The sequence below is a fragment of the Caulobacter sp. GW821-FHT12D05 genome, from assembly GCF_058807295.1.
Genome location: NZ_JBXAQO010000001.1, coordinates 1,005,446 through 1,021,052, shown reverse-complemented (window position 1 = coordinate 1,021,052; position 15,607 = coordinate 1,005,446). Strand labels below are relative to the sequence as shown.

Below are 15,607 nucleotides of genomic sequence, written 5' to 3'. Positions count from 1 at the left end.
CTCAGCCAACCTTGGGGGCGGGCAGAGCCTTGAAGGTGCGGTCCAGGCGCAGGCCGTGGCCGGTCCACGAGAACAGGATCCGCTCGGCGCGGCCGACCAGGTTCTCGGCGGGGATGAAGCCCATGCCCAGCTCCGGCGGCAGGTCGGCGTCGCGGGCCACGTCCCAGGCGCACGAGGCATAGCCCTTGGGCGTCGAACCGGGGTTGAAGCGGCTGTCCAGCGAGTTGTCGCGATTGTCGCCCATCACGAAGTAACAGCCAGCCGGGACGGTGTAGACGCCGGTGTTGGCGGCCTGGGTCTCGGCCCCGAAGCTGTTGGTGGCGTAGGTGCGGCCGTTGGGCAGGGTCTCGCGCAGGTGACGTACCGGGATCGGCCAGGCGCCGGGCGAGCCGTCGGCGTCAATTCCGGTCAGGGTCTGGGTCACCGGTGCGCCGTTGATGCGCACCACGCCGCCGCTCATCTGGATGCGGTCGCCGGGCAAGCCGATGACACGCTTGATCACGTCGGTGCGGCCGTCGCTGGGCTTCTTGAACACCACGATGTCGCCGCGCTCGGGCGCCTGGCCCAGCAGGCGTCCGTGGCCCACGGGCGGGCTCAGCGGGATCGAGTGGCGGCTGACCCCGTACGGATATTTGGAGACCAGGATGTAGTCGCCGACCATCAGCGTCGGCTGCATCGACTCCGACGGGATCGTGAACGGCTGGCAGAAGACCGTGCGCGGGATCAGGAACACCACCAGCACGATGGCGGCCGTCTTGGCGGCTTCGATCAGGCCTTCAGTCCACTTGCGCATCGCCGTTCCTTTGCTTGCTCAAGCTAAGGTTAGGGCGGCGAGCTTGGCTAAATCGTGGCGCCCTAGAGAACGGTCTTCAGCTCCGGATGCCTGGGCGTGACCGGCGCATAGAACGCCGCCAGCGCCGCCAAGTCCGTCTCGTAGTCGCCGCTGGGCATCATCGCCGGGCCCAGGCCCACCACCTTGCGCTTGTAGTCCATGAAGCCGGGCACCATCGGCACGCCGGCCTTCAGGGCGATGTTGTAGAAGCCGGTCTTCCAGCCGCTGGCCTTGCCGCGCGTGCCCTCGGGCGCGATCGTCAGCATGAACTCGTCGCGGCGGGCGAACTCGTCGGCCATGGCCTGGACCGTGTCGCGCGACTGGGAGCGGTCGATCGGCACGCCGCCCAGGTCCTTCATCAGCCGCTCGAACGGCCAGCGGAACAGCGAGGCCTTGCCCATGAAGCTGAGCTTCAGGTTCAGCGCGTCGGCCGCGCCCAGGAAATAGACGAAGTCCCAGTTGCTGGTGTGCGGCGCGGCGATGATCACGAACTTGCGGGTGGTCGTCGGGGCCGAGCCCTCGATCGTCCAGCCCTCCCGCTTGAAAAAGGCGACGAGGGACCAATTCACCACGCGGGCGAGCCAATGCATTCGCGTTTCCTCGCGCGGCAGTGTTCTTGTTGAGGTGACTGTGGGCGGGCGAGGCAGAAAACGCCAGACGGCGCGTACCCGATCCGTCAGCCGAGCAGAGCGCGCGTGGCCGCCGTGACGTCGGCTTGGCGCATCAGGCTTTCGCCCACGAGCATGGCCTTGGCGCCGGTAGCTTCCATCCGCACGACGTCGTCGTGGGTGAAGATGCCGCTTTCGGTGACCAGCAGGGCGTCCTTCGGTGCGAGGGCCTGGAGGCGTTCGGTGACGGCCAGGTCGACGACGAAGCTCTTCAGGTCGCGGTTGTTGATGCCCACCAGGTCAGAGCCCAGGGCGCCGGCGCGCTCCATCTCGGCCTCATCGTGGACTTCCACCAGGGCGTCCATACCCAGGCGCTTGGCTTCGCTCATCAGCTCGGCGGCCAGGACGTCGTCGATCATGGCCAGGATGACCAGGATAGCGTCAGCGCCCAGGGCGCGGCTCTCGGCCACCTGCCAGGGATCCACCAGAAAGTCCTTGCGGATGCAGGGCAGGCTGACGGCCGCGCGGGCGTCGATCAGATAGGCGTCGGCGCCCTGGAAGCTGGGGCCATCCGTGAGCACGGAGAGACACGACGCGCCGCCGGCCTCGTAGTTGCGGGCCAGGGCCGGCGGGTCGAAGTCGGCGCGAATCAGGCCCTTGGACGGCGAGGCCTTTTTGATCTCGGCGATCAGGGACAGCTTGCCGGGCGCGTGGCCGGCGATCAGGGCCTGCTTGAAGCCGCGCGGCGACGAGGCGTTGCGGGCGGCGTTCTCGAGCGCGCCCAGGGTGCGGCGACGCTTGCGGTCGACGACCTCCTCAAGCTTGTAGGCGGCGATCTTGGCGAGGATGTCGGTCACGCGGGTACTTCCGAATTGGTGGCGGCCACCAGGCCGGCGAGGGCGGCCTTGGCGCGGCCTTCGTCGATGACGTCGGCGGCCAGTTCGATGCCTTCGACCAGGGTCTCGACCTTGTCGGCGACCAGGAAGGCGGCGGCGGCGTTCAGCAGCACGATGTCGCGATAGGCGCCCTTTTCACCGTCGAACAGACGGGTGAGGGCAGCGGCGTTGAAGTCGGGATCACCGCCGGTGATGTCGGCCAGCGAAGCGCGCGGCAGACCGACGGCCTCGGGCGTGATCGTGAACAGGTGGATGCGGCCGTCGCGCCACTCGGCGACCTCGGTCTCGCCGGTGGTGGTCAGCTCGTCCATGCCCGAGCCGTGCACCGACCAGGCGCGCTCGGCGCCCAGCGCGCCCAGGGCCTTGGCGATCGGCTCGACGAAGCGCGGGGCCGAGACCCCGACCACCTGCCGCTTGGCGCCAGCCGGATTGGTCAGCGGGCCCAGCAGGTTGAAGATGGTGCGGAAGCCCAGCTGCTGGCGGATCGGCGACACGTGTTTCATCGCCCCGTGATGAGCCTGGGCGAACAGGAAGCAGATGCCGGCTTCGTCCAGCGCTTGGCGCTGCTGCTCGCGCGTGGCGTCGATATTGACGCCCAGGGCGGTCAGGACGTCGGCGGTGCCGGACTTGGACGTGATGGCGCGGTTGCCGTGCTTGGCGACCTTCAGGCCCCCGCCGGCGGCCACGAAACCGACGGCCGTGGAGATGTTCAGCGTGTGCAGGCCATCACCGCCGGTGCCGCAGACGTCGATGACGTCGTACGGATGCTCCAGCTGCACGGCGGCGCGGCGCATGGCGCGGGCGCAGGCGGCGATCTCGCCCACCGTCTCGCCACGCAGGCGCATGGCGGTGACGGCGGCGGCCACTTGGGCCGGGGTGGGCTCGCCGCGCAGGCAGGCGGCGAAGAACACCTCGGCGTCATCGTCGCCCAGGGTCTGGCCGTCGGCCAGCTTGGCCAGCAGCGGCTTGAAAGCGTCGGACATGGCTAGACCCAGATCTGCGCGTCGCGCTTGACGTTCGCCAGGTCCATGAAGTTGGCCAGCATCTGGTGGCCGCCCTCGGTGGCGATCGATTCCGGGTGGAACTGGACGCCGAACACCGGACGGGTCTTGTGCTGCACGCCCATGATCTCGCCGTCGTCGGTCCAGGCGGTGACCTCCAGCTCGGGCGGCAAGTCTTCGCGGCGGACGGCCAGCGAGTGGTAGCGCGTGGCGGTGAACGGGTTGGGCAGGCCCTTGAAGATGCCCTTGTCGTCGTGGCGGACCTTGCTGACCTTGCCGTGCATCACGGCCTTGGCGCGGATCACCTCGCCGCCATAGGCCTGTCCAATGGCCTGGTGGCCCAGGCAGACGCCCAGGATCGGCAGGCCCTCGGGCGCGGCCTGCAGCAGCGGCAGGCAGATGCCGGCCTGGTCCGGGGCCTTGGGGCCAGGCGACAGCAGGACGGCGGCCGGCGCCAGGCCCAGGGCCTCCTGCACGGTCAGCGCGTCGTTGCGGTAGACGACCGTCTCGGCCCCCAGCTCGTTCAGATAGTGCACGAGGTTGTAGGTGAAGCTGTCGTAGTTATCGATGACGAGGATCATGACGCCGCCTTTCGGAGGTCGGTTCTAGCCTGCGCGAGCCCTTTGTGTAGCGGCATTTTCGCGCGCGGCTTTCAGTTACGGTTACAGCGGACGCGGTCTCAAGCATCATATGGGCATGGACCCGCGTGATTCCGCCCTGGACCCTGTCGCCGTCGCCTATGTCCGCGCTCTGCTGCGGCCGAAGACGCGCATCCAGAAGATGGCGCCGGTGCTGGCCGCCGCGGCCTTCGCCGCGATCTGTGCGCTGGCCTTCGCCACGGTGATGGTGCTGGCGCCGCCGGCGGTCACTCAGCACCTCCCGGACGATCGCCTGGGCGACTAGTCCTTAAGCGGTAGAGCAGCCCTAAGGCTCAGCTGAATCGCCAGGCTTCCTCGGCCGCGCGCTTGAGGGCGCGGGACTTGTGCAGGGTCTCGTCGTACTCGGCGTCCGGATCGCTGTCGGCGACGATGCCGCCGCCGGCCTGGACGTACATCATGCCGTCCTTGACCAGCGCCGTGCGCAGCACGATGCAGGTGTCGACCGAGCCGTCGGCGCCGAAGTAGCCGACCGCGCCGGCATAGCCGATGCCGCGCTTTTCGACTTCCAGCTCGTCGATGATCTCCATGGCCCGCACCTTGGGCGCGCCCGAGAGGGTACCTGCGGGCAGGGCGGCCATCAGCACGTCGACCGGATCGACGCCGTCGGGCGCCGTGCCCTCGACGTTCGAGACGATGTGCATGACGTGGCTGTAGCGCTCGATCTTGAAGCTCTCAGTCACGCGGACGTTCGGGCCTTTCGGGCGCTCAGCAGGCGCGTTGCGGCCCTGGTGGTTGAGCATGGCCACGCGGCCGACGTCGTTGCGGCCCAGATCCAGTAGCATCAGGTGCTCGGCGCGTTCCTTGGGATCGGCCAGCAGCTCGGCTTCCAGCGCCGCGTCCTGCTCGGGCGTGGCGCCGCGCGGACGGGTGCCGGCGATCGGCCGGATGGTGATCTTGTTGTCGCGCAGGCGGACCAAGATCTCAGGGCTGGAGCCCACCAGGTTGAAGCCGTCCAGGTTCAGGAAGAACAGGAACGGCGACGGGTTGGTCCGGCGCAGCGAGCGGTACAGGGCGAACGGCGGCAGGTCGAAGGGCGCACGGAAGCGGTGACTGGCCACGACCTGGAAGATGTCGCCGGCGGCGATGTAGTCCTTGGCCTTGGCGACCACGTCGGCGTAGTCGGCGCGGCTGACCGGGGTCGTGAACTCCATCGGATCGCGGGCGGGACGCGGCGCGTCGTGACCGAGCGGACGATGCAGGTCGGCCATGACGGTCTCGATCCGCGTCCGGGCGGCGGCGTAAGCGTCTTGCGCCGAGACGCCGGCCTGGGGCCGCACGGCCGTCGTCAGGATGATTTCCTGGGCGATGGCGTCGAAGATGGCCACGATCTGCGGGCGGGTCATGATCCCGTCCGGCAGGCCCAGCGTGTCCTCGTTGATGTCGGGCAGGCGCTCGACCAGGCGCACTAGGTCATAGCCCAGGGCGCCGAACACGCCGGCGGCCATGGGCGGCAGGCCCTTGGGCAGGTCCATGCGCGAACGCGCGACCAGGTCACGAAGGCTGTCCAGCGCGCCGCCCGGCTGGGGCGTGTAGCGGCCAGCGGCGATGTCGTCGCCTTCCGCGATCTCGGCCTGGTCGCCGCGGCAGCGCCACACCAGGTCCGGGTTCATGGTCACGATCGAGTAGCGACCGCGCCAGGTCCCGCCTTCGACGCTCTCGAACAGGAAGCTGTAGGGACGCGTCTGGGCGATCTTCAGATAGGCCGAGACCGGGGTCTCGAGATCGTCGATCAGACGGGTCCAGACGACCTGCTGCCGTCCGGAATCATAGGCTTCCGAAAAGGCGTCGAACGCGGGTTCCAGACTCATTACTCGGCTTTCTTTCCGGCCTTGGCGGCGTCGGCCTTGGCCAGGGCGTCGGTGTCGACGCCGATGGCCTGGCGCGCCAGGGTCAGGTTGCTCTTGGTCTTCAGTTGGACCTTGGCGGCGTTGCGCGAAGCCTCGCCCAGGTCGCGCATCAGGCCGCCGGCCGTCTGCTGCTGGGTCATGGCCGCGATCTGCGCCACTTGAGCCGACGGGGCGGCCTTCACGCCTTCCAGCTTGGCGACGACATAGGCCTCGCCCTGCTGGCCGGCGCGGGCCACGAAGGTTTCGCCCGACTTGGCCGAGAAGGCCGCGCCCAGGAATTCCTGGCCCAGGCCCATGTGCTGGCGAGCGTTCTGGCGCGACAGGCCGGCGACCTTCTGGACGTTCGACTGGGCCGAGGCGGCGACGGCGTCCAGGCTCTCGCCCTTCTTGACGCGGGCGGCCAGGGCGTCGGCCTTGACCTTCAGACGCTTGCCCATCTCCTGGTTCAGCCAGATGGCGGTCAGCTGCGGCTTGACCTCGGCCAGCGGCGGCATGGCGGCCGGATTAATCTTCTCGACCTTCACGGCGTAGTATTCGCCCTTGCCCAGCTCGACCAGTTCGCTCTCGCCGCCTTGCGACAGGCCGAAGGCGGTCTTGATGATGTCCGGGGTCAGGCCGGGGGCCGGTTGGCCGACAGGGTCCGTACCCTGGGCGGTCAGCGGCGCGGTCGTGGCGACCATGGCGCCGGCCTTGGTGGCGGCGGCGATCAGATCAGCGCCGGCGTCGTGGGCGTCCTGGTAGGCCTGGGTCTGGTCATAGGCCTTGCTCTGGGCGGCCTGGGCGCGAACCTCGGCCTCGATCTGCGGGCGGACGCTTTCCAGCGTGGCCACGACGCCCGGGGTGACCTTGGTGATCTTGATCACCGAGACGCCCAGCTCACCGGCGATCGGCGCGCTGACCTGGCCGGCGGCCAGGGTGAAGGCGGCGTCGGCGACCTTGCGGTCGGGCACGGCGGTCTTGGGCTTGTCGACCAGGACCAGCGGGGTCTTGCCGTAGGCCTTGGCCACGGCGACCGGATCCTCGCCCTTCTTCAGGCGGTCGGAGATCGTGGCGGCCGCCTTGGCGTCCGGAGCGGCGATCTGGATCAGCGAGCGGGTTTCCGGCTTGGCCAGGCTGTCCTTGCGGAAGTCGAAGGCCTTCTGCACGGCGGCCTGATCGACGGTGACGGTCGGCTCCAGGGCCTTGGCGCTGACGCGCATGATCGACAGCACGCGGGTTTCCGGACGCGTCAGGCGCTCGGCGTTTTCTTTCATGAAGGCGGTCAGCTGGGCGTCGGTCGGCGGGGCGGGGCGCTCCACCGAGGCCGGGTTCACGGCGAAGGCGGCGACGTCGCGGGCTTCCAGCAGATAGGCGCCTTGCAGGGCGGCATAGATGCGCGGAGCCTTCAGGCCGTCGGCCACGGCCGAGAAGAAGTGGGCGTTGGCGATCTCGTCGCGCAGCGAGGCCTCGTAGACCGGCGGCGTCAGGCCGTTCTGGGCCAGCAGCGCGGCATAGGCCTGCTGGTCGAACTTGCCGGTGATCGGGCTGAACGGACGCTGGCCGGGCGGCAGGGCGCTCATCTGCTGGTGGACGATGTCGCCGACCAGCTTGTCCGACGGTTTGACGCCCATCTTCTGGATCGCGGCGGCGATCGATTCCTGCAGCGTCAGCTCCTGGACGATCTGGCGGTCGATGCCGCGCTCAACGGCGATGTCCGGGGTGATGGCTTCACCGCCGCGCTGTTCCATCGCCTTGCGATAGTTGTCGAAGCGCGCCTTGAAGTCCTGGGCGGACATCGTGCGCGAACCGGCGCTGATGACGCCCGAGCCTTGCGGGCCCTTGAACACGTCGCTGATGCCGAAGATGGCGAAGCTGACGATCAGCAGGCCAAACAGCAGCACCGCGAACGGCGATTTGGCGAAGGAGCGGAAACCGGCGAGCATGCGATCGAAAACCTTCTAGGCGGACCGCCAAGCGAATAGGCAAGGAGGTCGAGAGCAGCGGGTATAGTAGAGCCGCAGGGGACCGGGCAAGCGGCCTGGGCTTGACTTCCCAAGCGAGGGTGACGCCAAGAAGGCGTCCATGACCCTTTCGAGCACGACTCCCCGGCCGCTGATCGCCGGAAACTGGAAGATGAACGGCCTGTCGGCCGCTCTCGACGAGGCCCGCGCCGTCGCGGCGGGCCTGGACGGCCGTCCGGCCGGCGCCCGCGTCGCCATCTTCCCACCCGCCACCCTGCTGCATCGCCTGGCCCAGGTGGTGGAGGGCTCGTTTGTCCTGACCGGCGGCCAGGACTGCCACGGCAAGGCCAGCGGCGCCCACACGGGCGACACCTCGGCCGAAATGATCGCCGACGCCGGCGGGACGCTGGTGATCGTCGGCCACTCCGAACGCCGCACCGATCATGGCGAGACCTGCCAGCTGGTGGCCGGGAAAGCCGAAGCGGCGATCGCCGCGGGGCTGGAGCCGATCGTCTGCGTCGGCGAGAGCCTGGCGCAGCGCGAGGCGGGCGAGGCGGTCAGCTTCGTGATCAACCAGCTGCACAACTCGCTGCCGCTCAGCCTGAAGGGCCAGGCGTTCAACGTCGCCTATGAGCCGTTGTGGGCCATCGGCACCGGCCACGTGGCCTCGGTGGACAACATCGTCGAGATGCACGCGGCCATCCGCGCCGAGCTGATCAGCCTGTTCGGCGAGCAGGGCGAGACCATCCAGATCCTGTACGGCGGCTCGGTGAAGCCCGAGAACGCCCGCGAGATCCTGGCCGCGCCGAATGTCGGCGGGGCTCTGGTCGGCGGCGCCTCGTTGAAGGCCAAGGATTTCCTGGCCATCATCGAAGCTGCCTGAACCGTCGGAAGTGGGCCAGAATCCTTGACATCGGGGCGCCCACGTGCGCCTTACCGCGCCTTGCAAATCACCGCGTATTCAAGACTTTCATGACCTCCATGCACGCCTATCGCACCCACAACTGCGGCGCCCTGCGCGCTTCCGACACCGGTTCTTCGGTGCGCCTGTCGGGCTGGATCCACCGCAAGCGCGACCACGGCGGTCTGGTCTTCATCGACCTGCGCGACCACCACGGCCTGACGCAGCTGGTCCTGCACCCGGAGACTCCGGGCTTCGCGATCGTCGAGCGCCTGCGCGCCGAAAGCGTGATCAAGATCGACGGTGAAGTCGTCGCCCGTGACGCCAGCGTGGTGAACGCCAACCTGCCCACCGGCGAGATCGAGATCCGCGTCTCGGCCGTCGAGGTGCTGTCGGAAGCCGCCGAGCTGCCGCTGCCGGTCTTCGGCGAGCCGGACTATCCGGAAGAGATCCGCCTCAAGCACCGCTATCTCGACCTGCGTCGCGAGACCCTGCACAAGAACATCGTCCTGCGCTCGCGCGTGATCCAGTCGATCCGCAACCGCATGTTCGCCCAGGGCTTCAACGAGTTCCAGACGCCGATCCTGACGGCCAGCTCGCCGGAAGGCGCGCGCGACTTCCTGGTGCCGTCGCGTCTGCACCCCGAGAAGTTCTACGCGCTGCCGCAGGCGCCCCAGCAGTTCAAGCAGCTGCTGATGGTCTCGGGCTTCGACCGCTACTTCCAGATCGCCCCGTGCTTCCGCGACGAAGACCTGCGCGCCGATCGTTCGCTGGAATTCTACCAGCTGGACGTCGAGATGAGCTTCGTCACCCAGGAAGACGTGTTCGCGGCCATCGAGCCGGTGATGCACGGCGTCTTCGAAGAGTTCTCGAGCGGCAAGCCGGTCTCGCCGATCTCGGGCACGCACACCTTCACGAATGACCTGGGTGACTCGTTCGAGCACCAGGGCTTCGAGCGCCTGACCTACATGCAGTCGATGGCCTGGTACGGCAGCGACAAGCCGGACCTGCGCAACCCGATCAAGATGCAGAACGTCTCGGAGCACTTCCGTGACGGGGGCTTTGGCCTCTTCGCCAAGATCCTGGGCGCCGACGCCAAGAACCAGATCTGGGCGATCCCGGCCCCGACCGGCGGCTCGCGCGCCTTCTGCGACCGCATGAACAGCTGGGCGCAAGGCGAAGGCCAGCCCGGCTTGGGCTACGTCTTCTGGTCGGAAGACCAGGGCGGCTGGGGCGGCCCGATCGCCAAGAACTTGGGCGAACCCACCCAGGCGCTGATGGAATCGCTGGGCCTCGGCTCGGGCGACGCCGCCTTCTTCGTGGCCGGCGACCCCGCCGTGTTCGCCAAGTTCGCCGGCCTGGCTCGCACGCGCGTCGGCACCGAGCTGAAGTTGGTCGAAGAGAACCAGTTCAAGTTCTGCTGGATCGTCGACTTCCCGATGTTCGAGTGGAACGAGGACGAGAAGAAGGTCGATTTCTCGCACAACCCGTTCTCGATGCCGCAAGGCGGTCTGGAGGCCCTGGAGACCCAGGACCCGCTGACCATCCGCGCCTATCAGTACGACATCGTCTGCAACGGCTATGAGCTGTGCTCGGGCGCGATCCGGAACCACAAGCCCGAGATCATGCTCAAGGCCTTCGCCACCGCCGGCTACGGCCCGGAAGTGGTTGAGGAGCAGTTCGGCGGCATGCTGAACGCCTTCCGCTATGGCGCGCCGCCGCACGGCGGTCTGGCCCCCGGCATCGACCGCATCGTCATGCTGCTGGCCGACCAGGTCGCCATCCGTGAAGTCATCGCCTTCCCGCTGAACCAGCAGGGCCAGGACCTGCTGATGAACGCGCCGGCCAACGTGCTCGACAAGCAGCTCAAGGAGCTGCACATCCGCACCGCGCCCCCGATCAAGGTCTAAGGCGCGGGGCGAGAGCCCAGAAACAAAGAAGCCCTCCGATCTCACCGATCGGAGGGCTTTTTCTTGGCCGCTGTCCGAAATCAGTACTTCGGAGGCTTGGGCGGTTTTGGCGGGGCCGGAGGCGGGGTCGGCGCCTTGGGCATCTCGCGCAGCAGCATGAAGCGCGCGTTCCTCACGCCGTTGCAGGGGCGGATGGTGAAGCCCGAGGGCAGGCGCATGCCGTCGGCGCAAGCCTCGTCCAACTGGTCCTGGTCCAGGCCTCTGGCGCCCGAGAAATCCGCACCGGTCAGCACGGCGGCGCTGAAGTCGGCGTTGCGGAAGTCGACGCCGGTGAAGACCGCGCCGCGCAGGTTGGCGGCGGTGAGGTCGGCGTTACGGAAGTTGGCGCCGTCGAACTTGCCGCCGGTCAGGTTGGCATGGGTCAGGTCGGCGTTCGAGAAGTCGGCGTCGCGGGCGTTGACGCCCTGCAGGCTGGAGCCGGTCAGCTCGGCGTTCGACAGGCGGGCGCGCTGCAGGTTGGCGCCGACCAGCTGCGAGCCGTGCAGCTCGGACGACGACAGGTCGACGCGGACCATGGTGGCCGATTGCAGGTTCACGCCGCTGCTCTCGACGCCCGACATCTTGGCGTCGGTGAAGTTGGCGGCCACGAAATTGGCGCCCCGCATCTCGGCGCCGCGCAGGTCGGCGCGGGTCAGGTCGGCGGCGGCGAAGTTGCTGCCGTAGAACATGGCGCCGCGCAGGTCGGCGCCGATCAGGACGGCCTTGGCGAAGTTGGCGCCGGCGAACTTGGCGTTCATCAGCTTGCGGCCGGCGAGGTCACAGTTGGCGCACATCCCGCCGAAGGAGGTCAGCTTGGCGACGTCCTTGTCTTCGATCGAGGCGTGAGCCTGGCCGGTCAGGGCCAGCAGGCTCAGCGTCAAGGCGGCGATTGAAACGCCCAAGCGGGACATCGACTTCTCCGTGCCAGTCCAACGATACGCGACTGTGTGAGTTACGGTTTGAACCGTCGGAGGGCCAGACACCACTTAAATTGCGGTAATGACGGGGATTTAACGGCAGCGCGGAATGGAAAGACCACGTGGCAGCAACGTGGAGTCGTCGCCGCAGGCGCCGTTCAACTGGCCTTGGCTGAGACCCACGGCGCGGTTCATCTCGGCGCCCGAGAAATTTACGCCCGACAGTCGCGCGCCCGAGAAGTTCGCGCCCTGCAGATAGGCGCCGACGAAGCTGGCGTTGGTCAGGTCGGCGCGGGCGAAGCTGGCGCCGGTCAGCACCGCGCCATAGGCGTTGACGTCGCGCAGGTCGCCGCCGGCGAAGCTGGTGCGGTTCATGACTGCCGTCGAGAAGTCGGCCTGGCGCAGGCGGGCGCCCGCCAGGTTCTTGTTCTTCAGCTCCAGGTTCGACAGGTCGGCCTGGAACAGGTTGCAGCGCGGGCAGTTGGCGCCGTTGCGCACGGCCGAAATCTGGCCGGCGTTCTGGGCGCTGGCGGTCGTCGCGGCGGTCAGCGCCGCGAGCACGGCGATAAGGGCAAACGGTTTCATTCTGGCGCAGGTCCTACGCGAAAGGATCGCATTCACCCTGACGCAGCAACCTTAATGCCAGCCGAACGGCCTACGACGAGGCGACAGGACCTGGGCGATCCGACTGCGCCCCGCAGGTGTCACAGACGGTCAGGCCGCCACGACGGATCAGCGAGAGGTCGCCGCAGGCCGGGCACATCTCGCCCTCGGCGCCGGGGCGATCCGCGCCCTCGAGCCTTTTGCGGCCGAACGAGGCGAAGACCAGGTTGTCGGGCGTGGCGCCGCGCGAGAAGCCCTTGGAGATGAACTTGCTGGCCAGGACGGGGTCCAGGCCGACATCGTCGATCTCGTCGTCCTCCAGCGGCTTGCCCCAGCCCAGGCCGTCGGCGTTGAACTGGCCGCTGTCGCCATTGGCCAGGTCGTCGCGACCCAGATACGACACGCCCAGCTCGCGGAAGATGTAGTCCAGGATCGAGGTGGCCGACTTGATCGAGTCGTTGCCCGACACCGGACCCGCTGGCTCGAACTTGGTGTAGACGAAGGCGTCGACGAACTCTTCCAGCGGCACGCCGTGCTGCAGGCCCAGCGACACGGCGATGGCGAAGTTGTTCATCAGGCTGCGGAACGCCGCGCCTTCCTTGTGCATGTCGATGAACAGCTCGCCCAGCTCGCCGTCCTCGTACTCGCCGGTGTGCAGATAGACCTTGTGGCCGCCGACGGCCGCCTTCTGGATATAGCCCTTGCGGCGGTCGGGCAGGCGGCGACGGGCGCGGTCGCGCTCGACGATCTTTTCGACCACGCGTTCGGTGACGACCGGCTCACGGACGGGTGCAGCGGCGCGGGCCGGCTCAGGGGCGGCTTCCTCCGGCAGGTCTAGCTTGAAGTCGACCGGCGCGGTGGCGCGTTGCAGGCGTAGCGCGCGGATCCCGGCGCGAGCGGCGGCGGCCTGGGCGCGGACGGCGTCGGCCGGGCGGCTGTCGAAGGCCACCGGCACGGTGACGGGCGAGGGCAGGCAGGCGAAGCTCTCGACGGCGGCCAGCATGGCCAGGCGCTCGGCGAAGGCCGGGGTCTCGATCGAGCGGAAGGCCTCGCGCAGGTCCGGGTTCAGCGCCTCGCAGTCGCCCAGCGTGCCCGCGCCCAGGGCGTGGCGTTCGGCGGTGGCGATCTCGGTGGCCGAGAAGTCGGCGAAGGCCAGGGTGTCGAAGTCGCGGCGCGCCACGTCCTCGGCCGAGGCCCCCAGCACGTCGCGCAGGAAGCCCGCGCCGACCACGGCCGGGGCAAAGGCCGCGCGGATGCCGTGATGCTCGCGAAGGGCGTTCTCGGCCTTCTCGATCTCGTGGGCGGTGAAGCCGCGCGCTTGCAGCATCACGTGGTCGATGGCGGGGCTGTCCAGCAGTGAGCCGTGGCCCAGGGCGTGGCGGCGAGCGGCGTCCAGGTCGACGCCTTCGGTCGACAGGGCCTCGAAGGCGGCGGGGCTGAAGGCGGGCAGCAGCCAGCCGTCAGCGGTCTGGGTGACCGACACCGGCGACACCGCGCCAGCCGGGCCGACCGGGGCGCCGCCCAGGCGCAGGGAGGCCTCGGCGTCCTCGAACGGACCGACCAGGGCGGCCGAGCGCAGGCCGTGCTTGCGGGCCAGGGCGTGGGCCGTGGCCAGCGACGCGGCGGCCTCGGTGGCCAGGGCCGAGCGCAGGGCGGCGGCGCGGACACGACGTTCGGCGACGCCCTTGAGGATGCTCTGCTTGTCCTGGGCGAAGGCTTCGTCCGGGCCGAGGACGGCGGCGGCCTCGGCGCTGGCCGACAGGGCCGCGCCGACGGCCAGGGCCCACAGCGCGGCGGCGCCGTCGCGGCCCTCGATGCTGGTCTGGGCCCACCCTTGCGTCAGCAGGCAGTCGCCGACGCCGGCCAGGCCTAGGCGGGCAGGGCGGTCGCCGCGCGCCAGCTCCAGGGCCGTGCCCCACAGGTGGCAGACATAGGTGAAGCGCTCGACGTCGAAACCGTCGTCATCGAGGAAGGCGCTGGCGTCGATGGCGGCGCTGACGCCCGCGCCGCGCGAGACCAGCTCGGCGTCGGTCGGCGACAGGGCCAGGGTCAGGGCGCTGGTCTCCCAGCCGACCTGCGCGGCCAGGGCCGAGGCCTCGTCGCCGGCGGCGACGGCCTGGCGCGAGGCCGAGGCGACCATCGAGAGCTCACGCTCGGGGGCTTGCTCGCCCAGCGCCGGGCGCGGGATGTCGGCGGTGGCGATAGCGTCGAGAATGGTGCGGTCGTCGGCGCCCAGCTCGCGGGCCTTGCGGGCGGCGCGGGCCAGGGCGGGGTTCTTGCGCACGTCGCTGCAGGCGCGGGCGTCGCCCGAGCAGCGGCGGACGGCGTCGGCGACCTGGGCCAGGGCGGCGTCCAGGCGCGCGGCGGCCTGGGCGGCCAGCAGGCGACCGCGGCGCTGAGCCAAGGTGGTCTTCACCGCGCTCTGGAATTCGAACTCGCCGATGTCGGGCAGCAGCTCCAGGCCGGCCTGGCCGATGGCCGGCGTGGCGACGCCCGCCAGCATGGTGGCCAGCAGAGCTTCACGGAAAGCGTTGGCGTCGGCCTTGTCGCCGAACAGGCCGCGCGAGAGACCCGCCTGGGCGATGCGCTCTGCGTAACGAGCCGGTCCGCCGCCCAGCGGCGCCTTGGGCTCAATCTCGCCGGCCCAGTCCAGCCAGGCCTCGACACGGGCGTCGCTCCAGGTAGGCGGGGCGGAGACCACCACGATCTCGTCGGCGCGTTCGAGGTCGCGCCATTCCATGGCGGGGACAAGTCCGGCGGCTTTGGCGGGCGTGCGCATGGGCGAGTTCCGGTCCGGGCGGCGGTCGTGATATCTTACCAAATCCCTAACGACTGATTCCGTGCCGTCGGGATGCGCGTAAGGTCGCACCCCAAGCTAGAACCTCGATCGCCGACCCTCAATAGATGTCGTGGGTCGCGGGCCTCTAATCCACAAGATGTTGAAGTTGGCCCTGACCTAGCGGCGCTGGACGCTGCGAGCCCGGGGCGCTATGTTCCGGCCGCTTCGCCACGCGTCTCGTGGTGAGCCAAAGCCTTGCAATTTCAGGTGCGAACGTAGTGCTGAAAGCGATCTTCACGTGGTGGAATGGCGCGACCCTGGGTCAGCGCTTCCATATCGGCCGCCGTGGCGTGTTCATCGGTCAGGACGAGCAGGGCAACCGCTACTTCGAAGCCCGCGACAACAGCGACAGCTACGATCAGCGCAAGCGCCGCTGGGTGATCTACAACGGCTATGCCGAAGCCTCGAAGGTGCCGCCGGACTGGAGCGGCTGGCTGCACTACACCTTTGACGAGCCGCCGACCCAGGTACCGCTGCCGCGCCGCGCGTGGGAAAAGGATCACCTGCCCAACCTGACCGGCACCGTGCACGCCTGGCGTCCGAAGGGCTCGCTGACCCGTGGCGGCGAACGCGCGGTCGCCACCAGCGACTACGAAGCCTGGAAGCCGGAATAAG

14 protein-coding genes are annotated in these 15,607 nt (G+C 68.9%); 4 read left to right on the top strand and 10 right to left on the bottom strand.

Features of this window, described 5'->3' with window-relative positions:
* Position 1: 1 nt before the first annotated feature.
* The 5 genes from lepB to AC1RRR_RS04385 all read right to left on the bottom strand — a co-directional run bounded on the left by lepB (position 2) and on the right by AC1RRR_RS04385 (position 3,918).
* Positions 2-793, bottom strand: coding sequence for a signal peptidase I (lepB, locus tag AC1RRR_RS04405; protein ID WP_492810861.1), 792 nt, complete (start codon positions 791-793; stop codon positions 2-4).
* Positions 794-855: 62 nt separating this feature from the next.
* Positions 856-1,422, bottom strand: a complete 567-nt coding sequence (locus AC1RRR_RS04400; RefSeq protein WP_492810860.1) for a lysophospholipid acyltransferase family protein — start codon at positions 1,420-1,422, stop codon at positions 856-858.
* An 86-nt stretch (positions 1,423-1,508) separates the two neighbouring features.
* Positions 1,509-2,297: an indole-3-glycerol phosphate synthase TrpC gene (gene trpC, locus AC1RRR_RS04395; protein ID WP_492810858.1), complete on the bottom strand. Its 789-nt coding sequence runs from the start codon at positions 2,295-2,297 to the stop codon at positions 1,509-1,511.
* On the bottom strand, positions 2,294-3,319 hold the full coding sequence (gene trpD / locus AC1RRR_RS04390; protein WP_492810856.1) for an anthranilate phosphoribosyltransferase: 1,026 nt from the start codon (positions 3,317-3,319) through the stop codon (positions 2,294-2,296). The genes trpC and trpD overlap by 4 nt, the downstream gene beginning before the upstream one ends.
* Before the next feature lie 2 nt (positions 3,320-3,321).
* Positions 3,322-3,918, bottom strand: coding sequence for an anthranilate synthase component II (locus AC1RRR_RS04385; RefSeq protein WP_454760095.1), 597 nt, complete (start codon positions 3,916-3,918; stop codon positions 3,322-3,324).
* Between the two features lie 115 nt (positions 3,919-4,033).
* On the opposite strand from AC1RRR_RS04385, the gene AC1RRR_RS04380 reads away from it, so the two are divergent.
* Positions 4,034-4,240, top strand: a complete 207-nt coding sequence (locus AC1RRR_RS04380; protein WP_492810854.1) for a hypothetical protein — start codon at positions 4,034-4,036, stop codon at positions 4,238-4,240.
* A 28-nt stretch (positions 4,241-4,268) separates the two neighbouring features.
* Here the strand turns inward: AC1RRR_RS04380 and trpE are convergent, their stop codons facing one another.
* Entirely contained in the window at positions 4,269-5,804 is a 1,536-nt protein-coding gene (gene trpE, locus AC1RRR_RS04375; RefSeq protein ID WP_492810852.1) for an anthranilate synthase component I, read from the bottom strand.
* Positions 5,804-7,765, bottom strand: a complete 1,962-nt coding sequence (locus tag AC1RRR_RS04370) for a peptidyl-prolyl cis-trans isomerase (protein ID WP_492810850.1) — start codon at positions 7,763-7,765, stop codon at positions 5,804-5,806. Before AC1RRR_RS04370 ends, trpE begins: the two co-directional genes overlap by 1 nt.
* Positions 7,766-7,904: 139 nt before the next feature.
* On the opposite strand from AC1RRR_RS04370, the gene tpiA reads away from it, so the two are divergent.
* Positions 7,905-8,666, top strand: coding sequence for a triose-phosphate isomerase (gene tpiA / locus AC1RRR_RS04365; protein ID WP_492810849.1), 762 nt, complete (start codon positions 7,905-7,907; stop codon positions 8,664-8,666).
* Positions 8,667-8,755: 89 nt separating this feature from the next.
* Positions 8,756-10,594 carry an aspartate--tRNA ligase gene (gene aspS / locus AC1RRR_RS04360; RefSeq protein ID WP_492810847.1) on the top strand — a complete coding sequence of 613 codons (1,839 nt, stop codon included), beginning with the start codon at positions 8,756-8,758 and terminating at the stop codon, positions 10,592-10,594.
* Positions 10,595-10,674: 80 nt separating this feature from the next.
* Here aspS and AC1RRR_RS04355 read toward each other — a convergent pair whose 3' ends face one another.
* From AC1RRR_RS04355 to AC1RRR_RS04345, 3 genes are all read right to left on the bottom strand, one after another.
* A complete protein-coding gene (locus AC1RRR_RS04355; protein WP_492810845.1) occupies positions 10,675-11,544 on the bottom strand; it encodes a pentapeptide repeat-containing protein in 870 nt (289 codons plus the stop codon).
* 99 nt (positions 11,545-11,643) lie between these two features.
* Positions 11,644-12,135, bottom strand: coding sequence for a pentapeptide repeat-containing protein (locus AC1RRR_RS04350; protein WP_492810844.1), 492 nt, complete (start codon positions 12,133-12,135; stop codon positions 11,644-11,646).
* 70 nt (positions 12,136-12,205) lie between these two features.
* Positions 12,206-14,932 (bottom strand): TSCPD domain-containing protein, encoded by a 2,727-nt coding sequence (locus AC1RRR_RS04345; RefSeq protein WP_492810842.1) that lies wholly within the window; start codon positions 14,930-14,932, stop codon positions 12,206-12,208.
* A gap of 278 nt (positions 14,933-15,210) precedes the next feature.
* Here AC1RRR_RS04345 and AC1RRR_RS04340 point away from each other — a divergent pair, with 278 nt between their 5' ends.
* Positions 15,211-15,606 carry an NADH:ubiquinone oxidoreductase subunit NDUFA12 gene (locus AC1RRR_RS04340; RefSeq protein WP_492810840.1) on the top strand — a complete coding sequence of 132 codons (396 nt, stop codon included), beginning with the start codon at positions 15,211-15,213 and terminating at the stop codon, positions 15,604-15,606.
* Position 15,607 lies beyond the last annotated feature (1 nt).

What these genes read in the sequence shown, in the direction of transcription:
- lepB (WP_492810861.1), bottom strand. Translation starts at nt 793, where the DNA reads ATGCGCAAGTGGACTGAAGGCCTGATCGAAGCCGCCAAGACGGCCGCC.
- AC1RRR_RS04400 (WP_492810860.1), bottom strand. Translation starts at nt 1,422, where the DNA reads ATGCATTGGCTCGCCCGCGTGGTGAATTGGTCCCTCGTCGCCTTTTTC.
- trpD (WP_492810856.1), bottom strand. Translation starts at nt 3,319, where the DNA reads ATGTCCGACGCTTTCAAGCCGCTGCTGGCCAAGCTGGCCGACGGCCAG.
- AC1RRR_RS04385 (WP_454760095.1), bottom strand. Translation starts at nt 3,918, where the DNA reads ATGATCCTCGTCATCGATAACTACGACAGCTTCACCTACAACCTCGTG.
- AC1RRR_RS04380 (WP_492810854.1), top strand. Translation starts at nt 4,034, where the DNA reads ATGGACCCGCGTGATTCCGCCCTGGACCCTGTCGCCGTCGCCTATGTC.
- trpE (WP_492810852.1), bottom strand. Translation starts at nt 5,804, where the DNA reads ATGAGTCTGGAACCCGCGTTCGACGCCTTTTCGGAAGCCTATGATTCC.
- AC1RRR_RS04370 (WP_492810850.1), bottom strand. Translation starts at nt 7,765, where the DNA reads ATGCTCGCCGGTTTCCGCTCCTTCGCCAAATCGCCGTTCGCGGTGCTG.
- tpiA (WP_492810849.1), top strand. Translation starts at nt 7,905, where the DNA reads ATGACCCTTTCGAGCACGACTCCCCGGCCGCTGATCGCCGGAAACTGG.
- aspS (WP_492810847.1), top strand. Translation starts at nt 8,756, where the DNA reads ATGACCTCCATGCACGCCTATCGCACCCACAACTGCGGCGCCCTGCGC.
- AC1RRR_RS04355 (WP_492810845.1), bottom strand. Translation starts at nt 11,544, where the DNA reads ATGTCCCGCTTGGGCGTTTCAATCGCCGCCTTGACGCTGAGCCTGCTG.
- AC1RRR_RS04350 (WP_492810844.1), bottom strand. Translation starts at nt 12,135, where the DNA reads ATGAAACCGTTTGCCCTTATCGCCGTGCTCGCGGCGCTGACCGCCGCG.
- AC1RRR_RS04345 (WP_492810842.1), bottom strand. Translation starts at nt 14,932, where the DNA reads ATGCGCACGCCCGCCAAAGCCGCCGGACTTGTCCCCGCCATGGAATGG.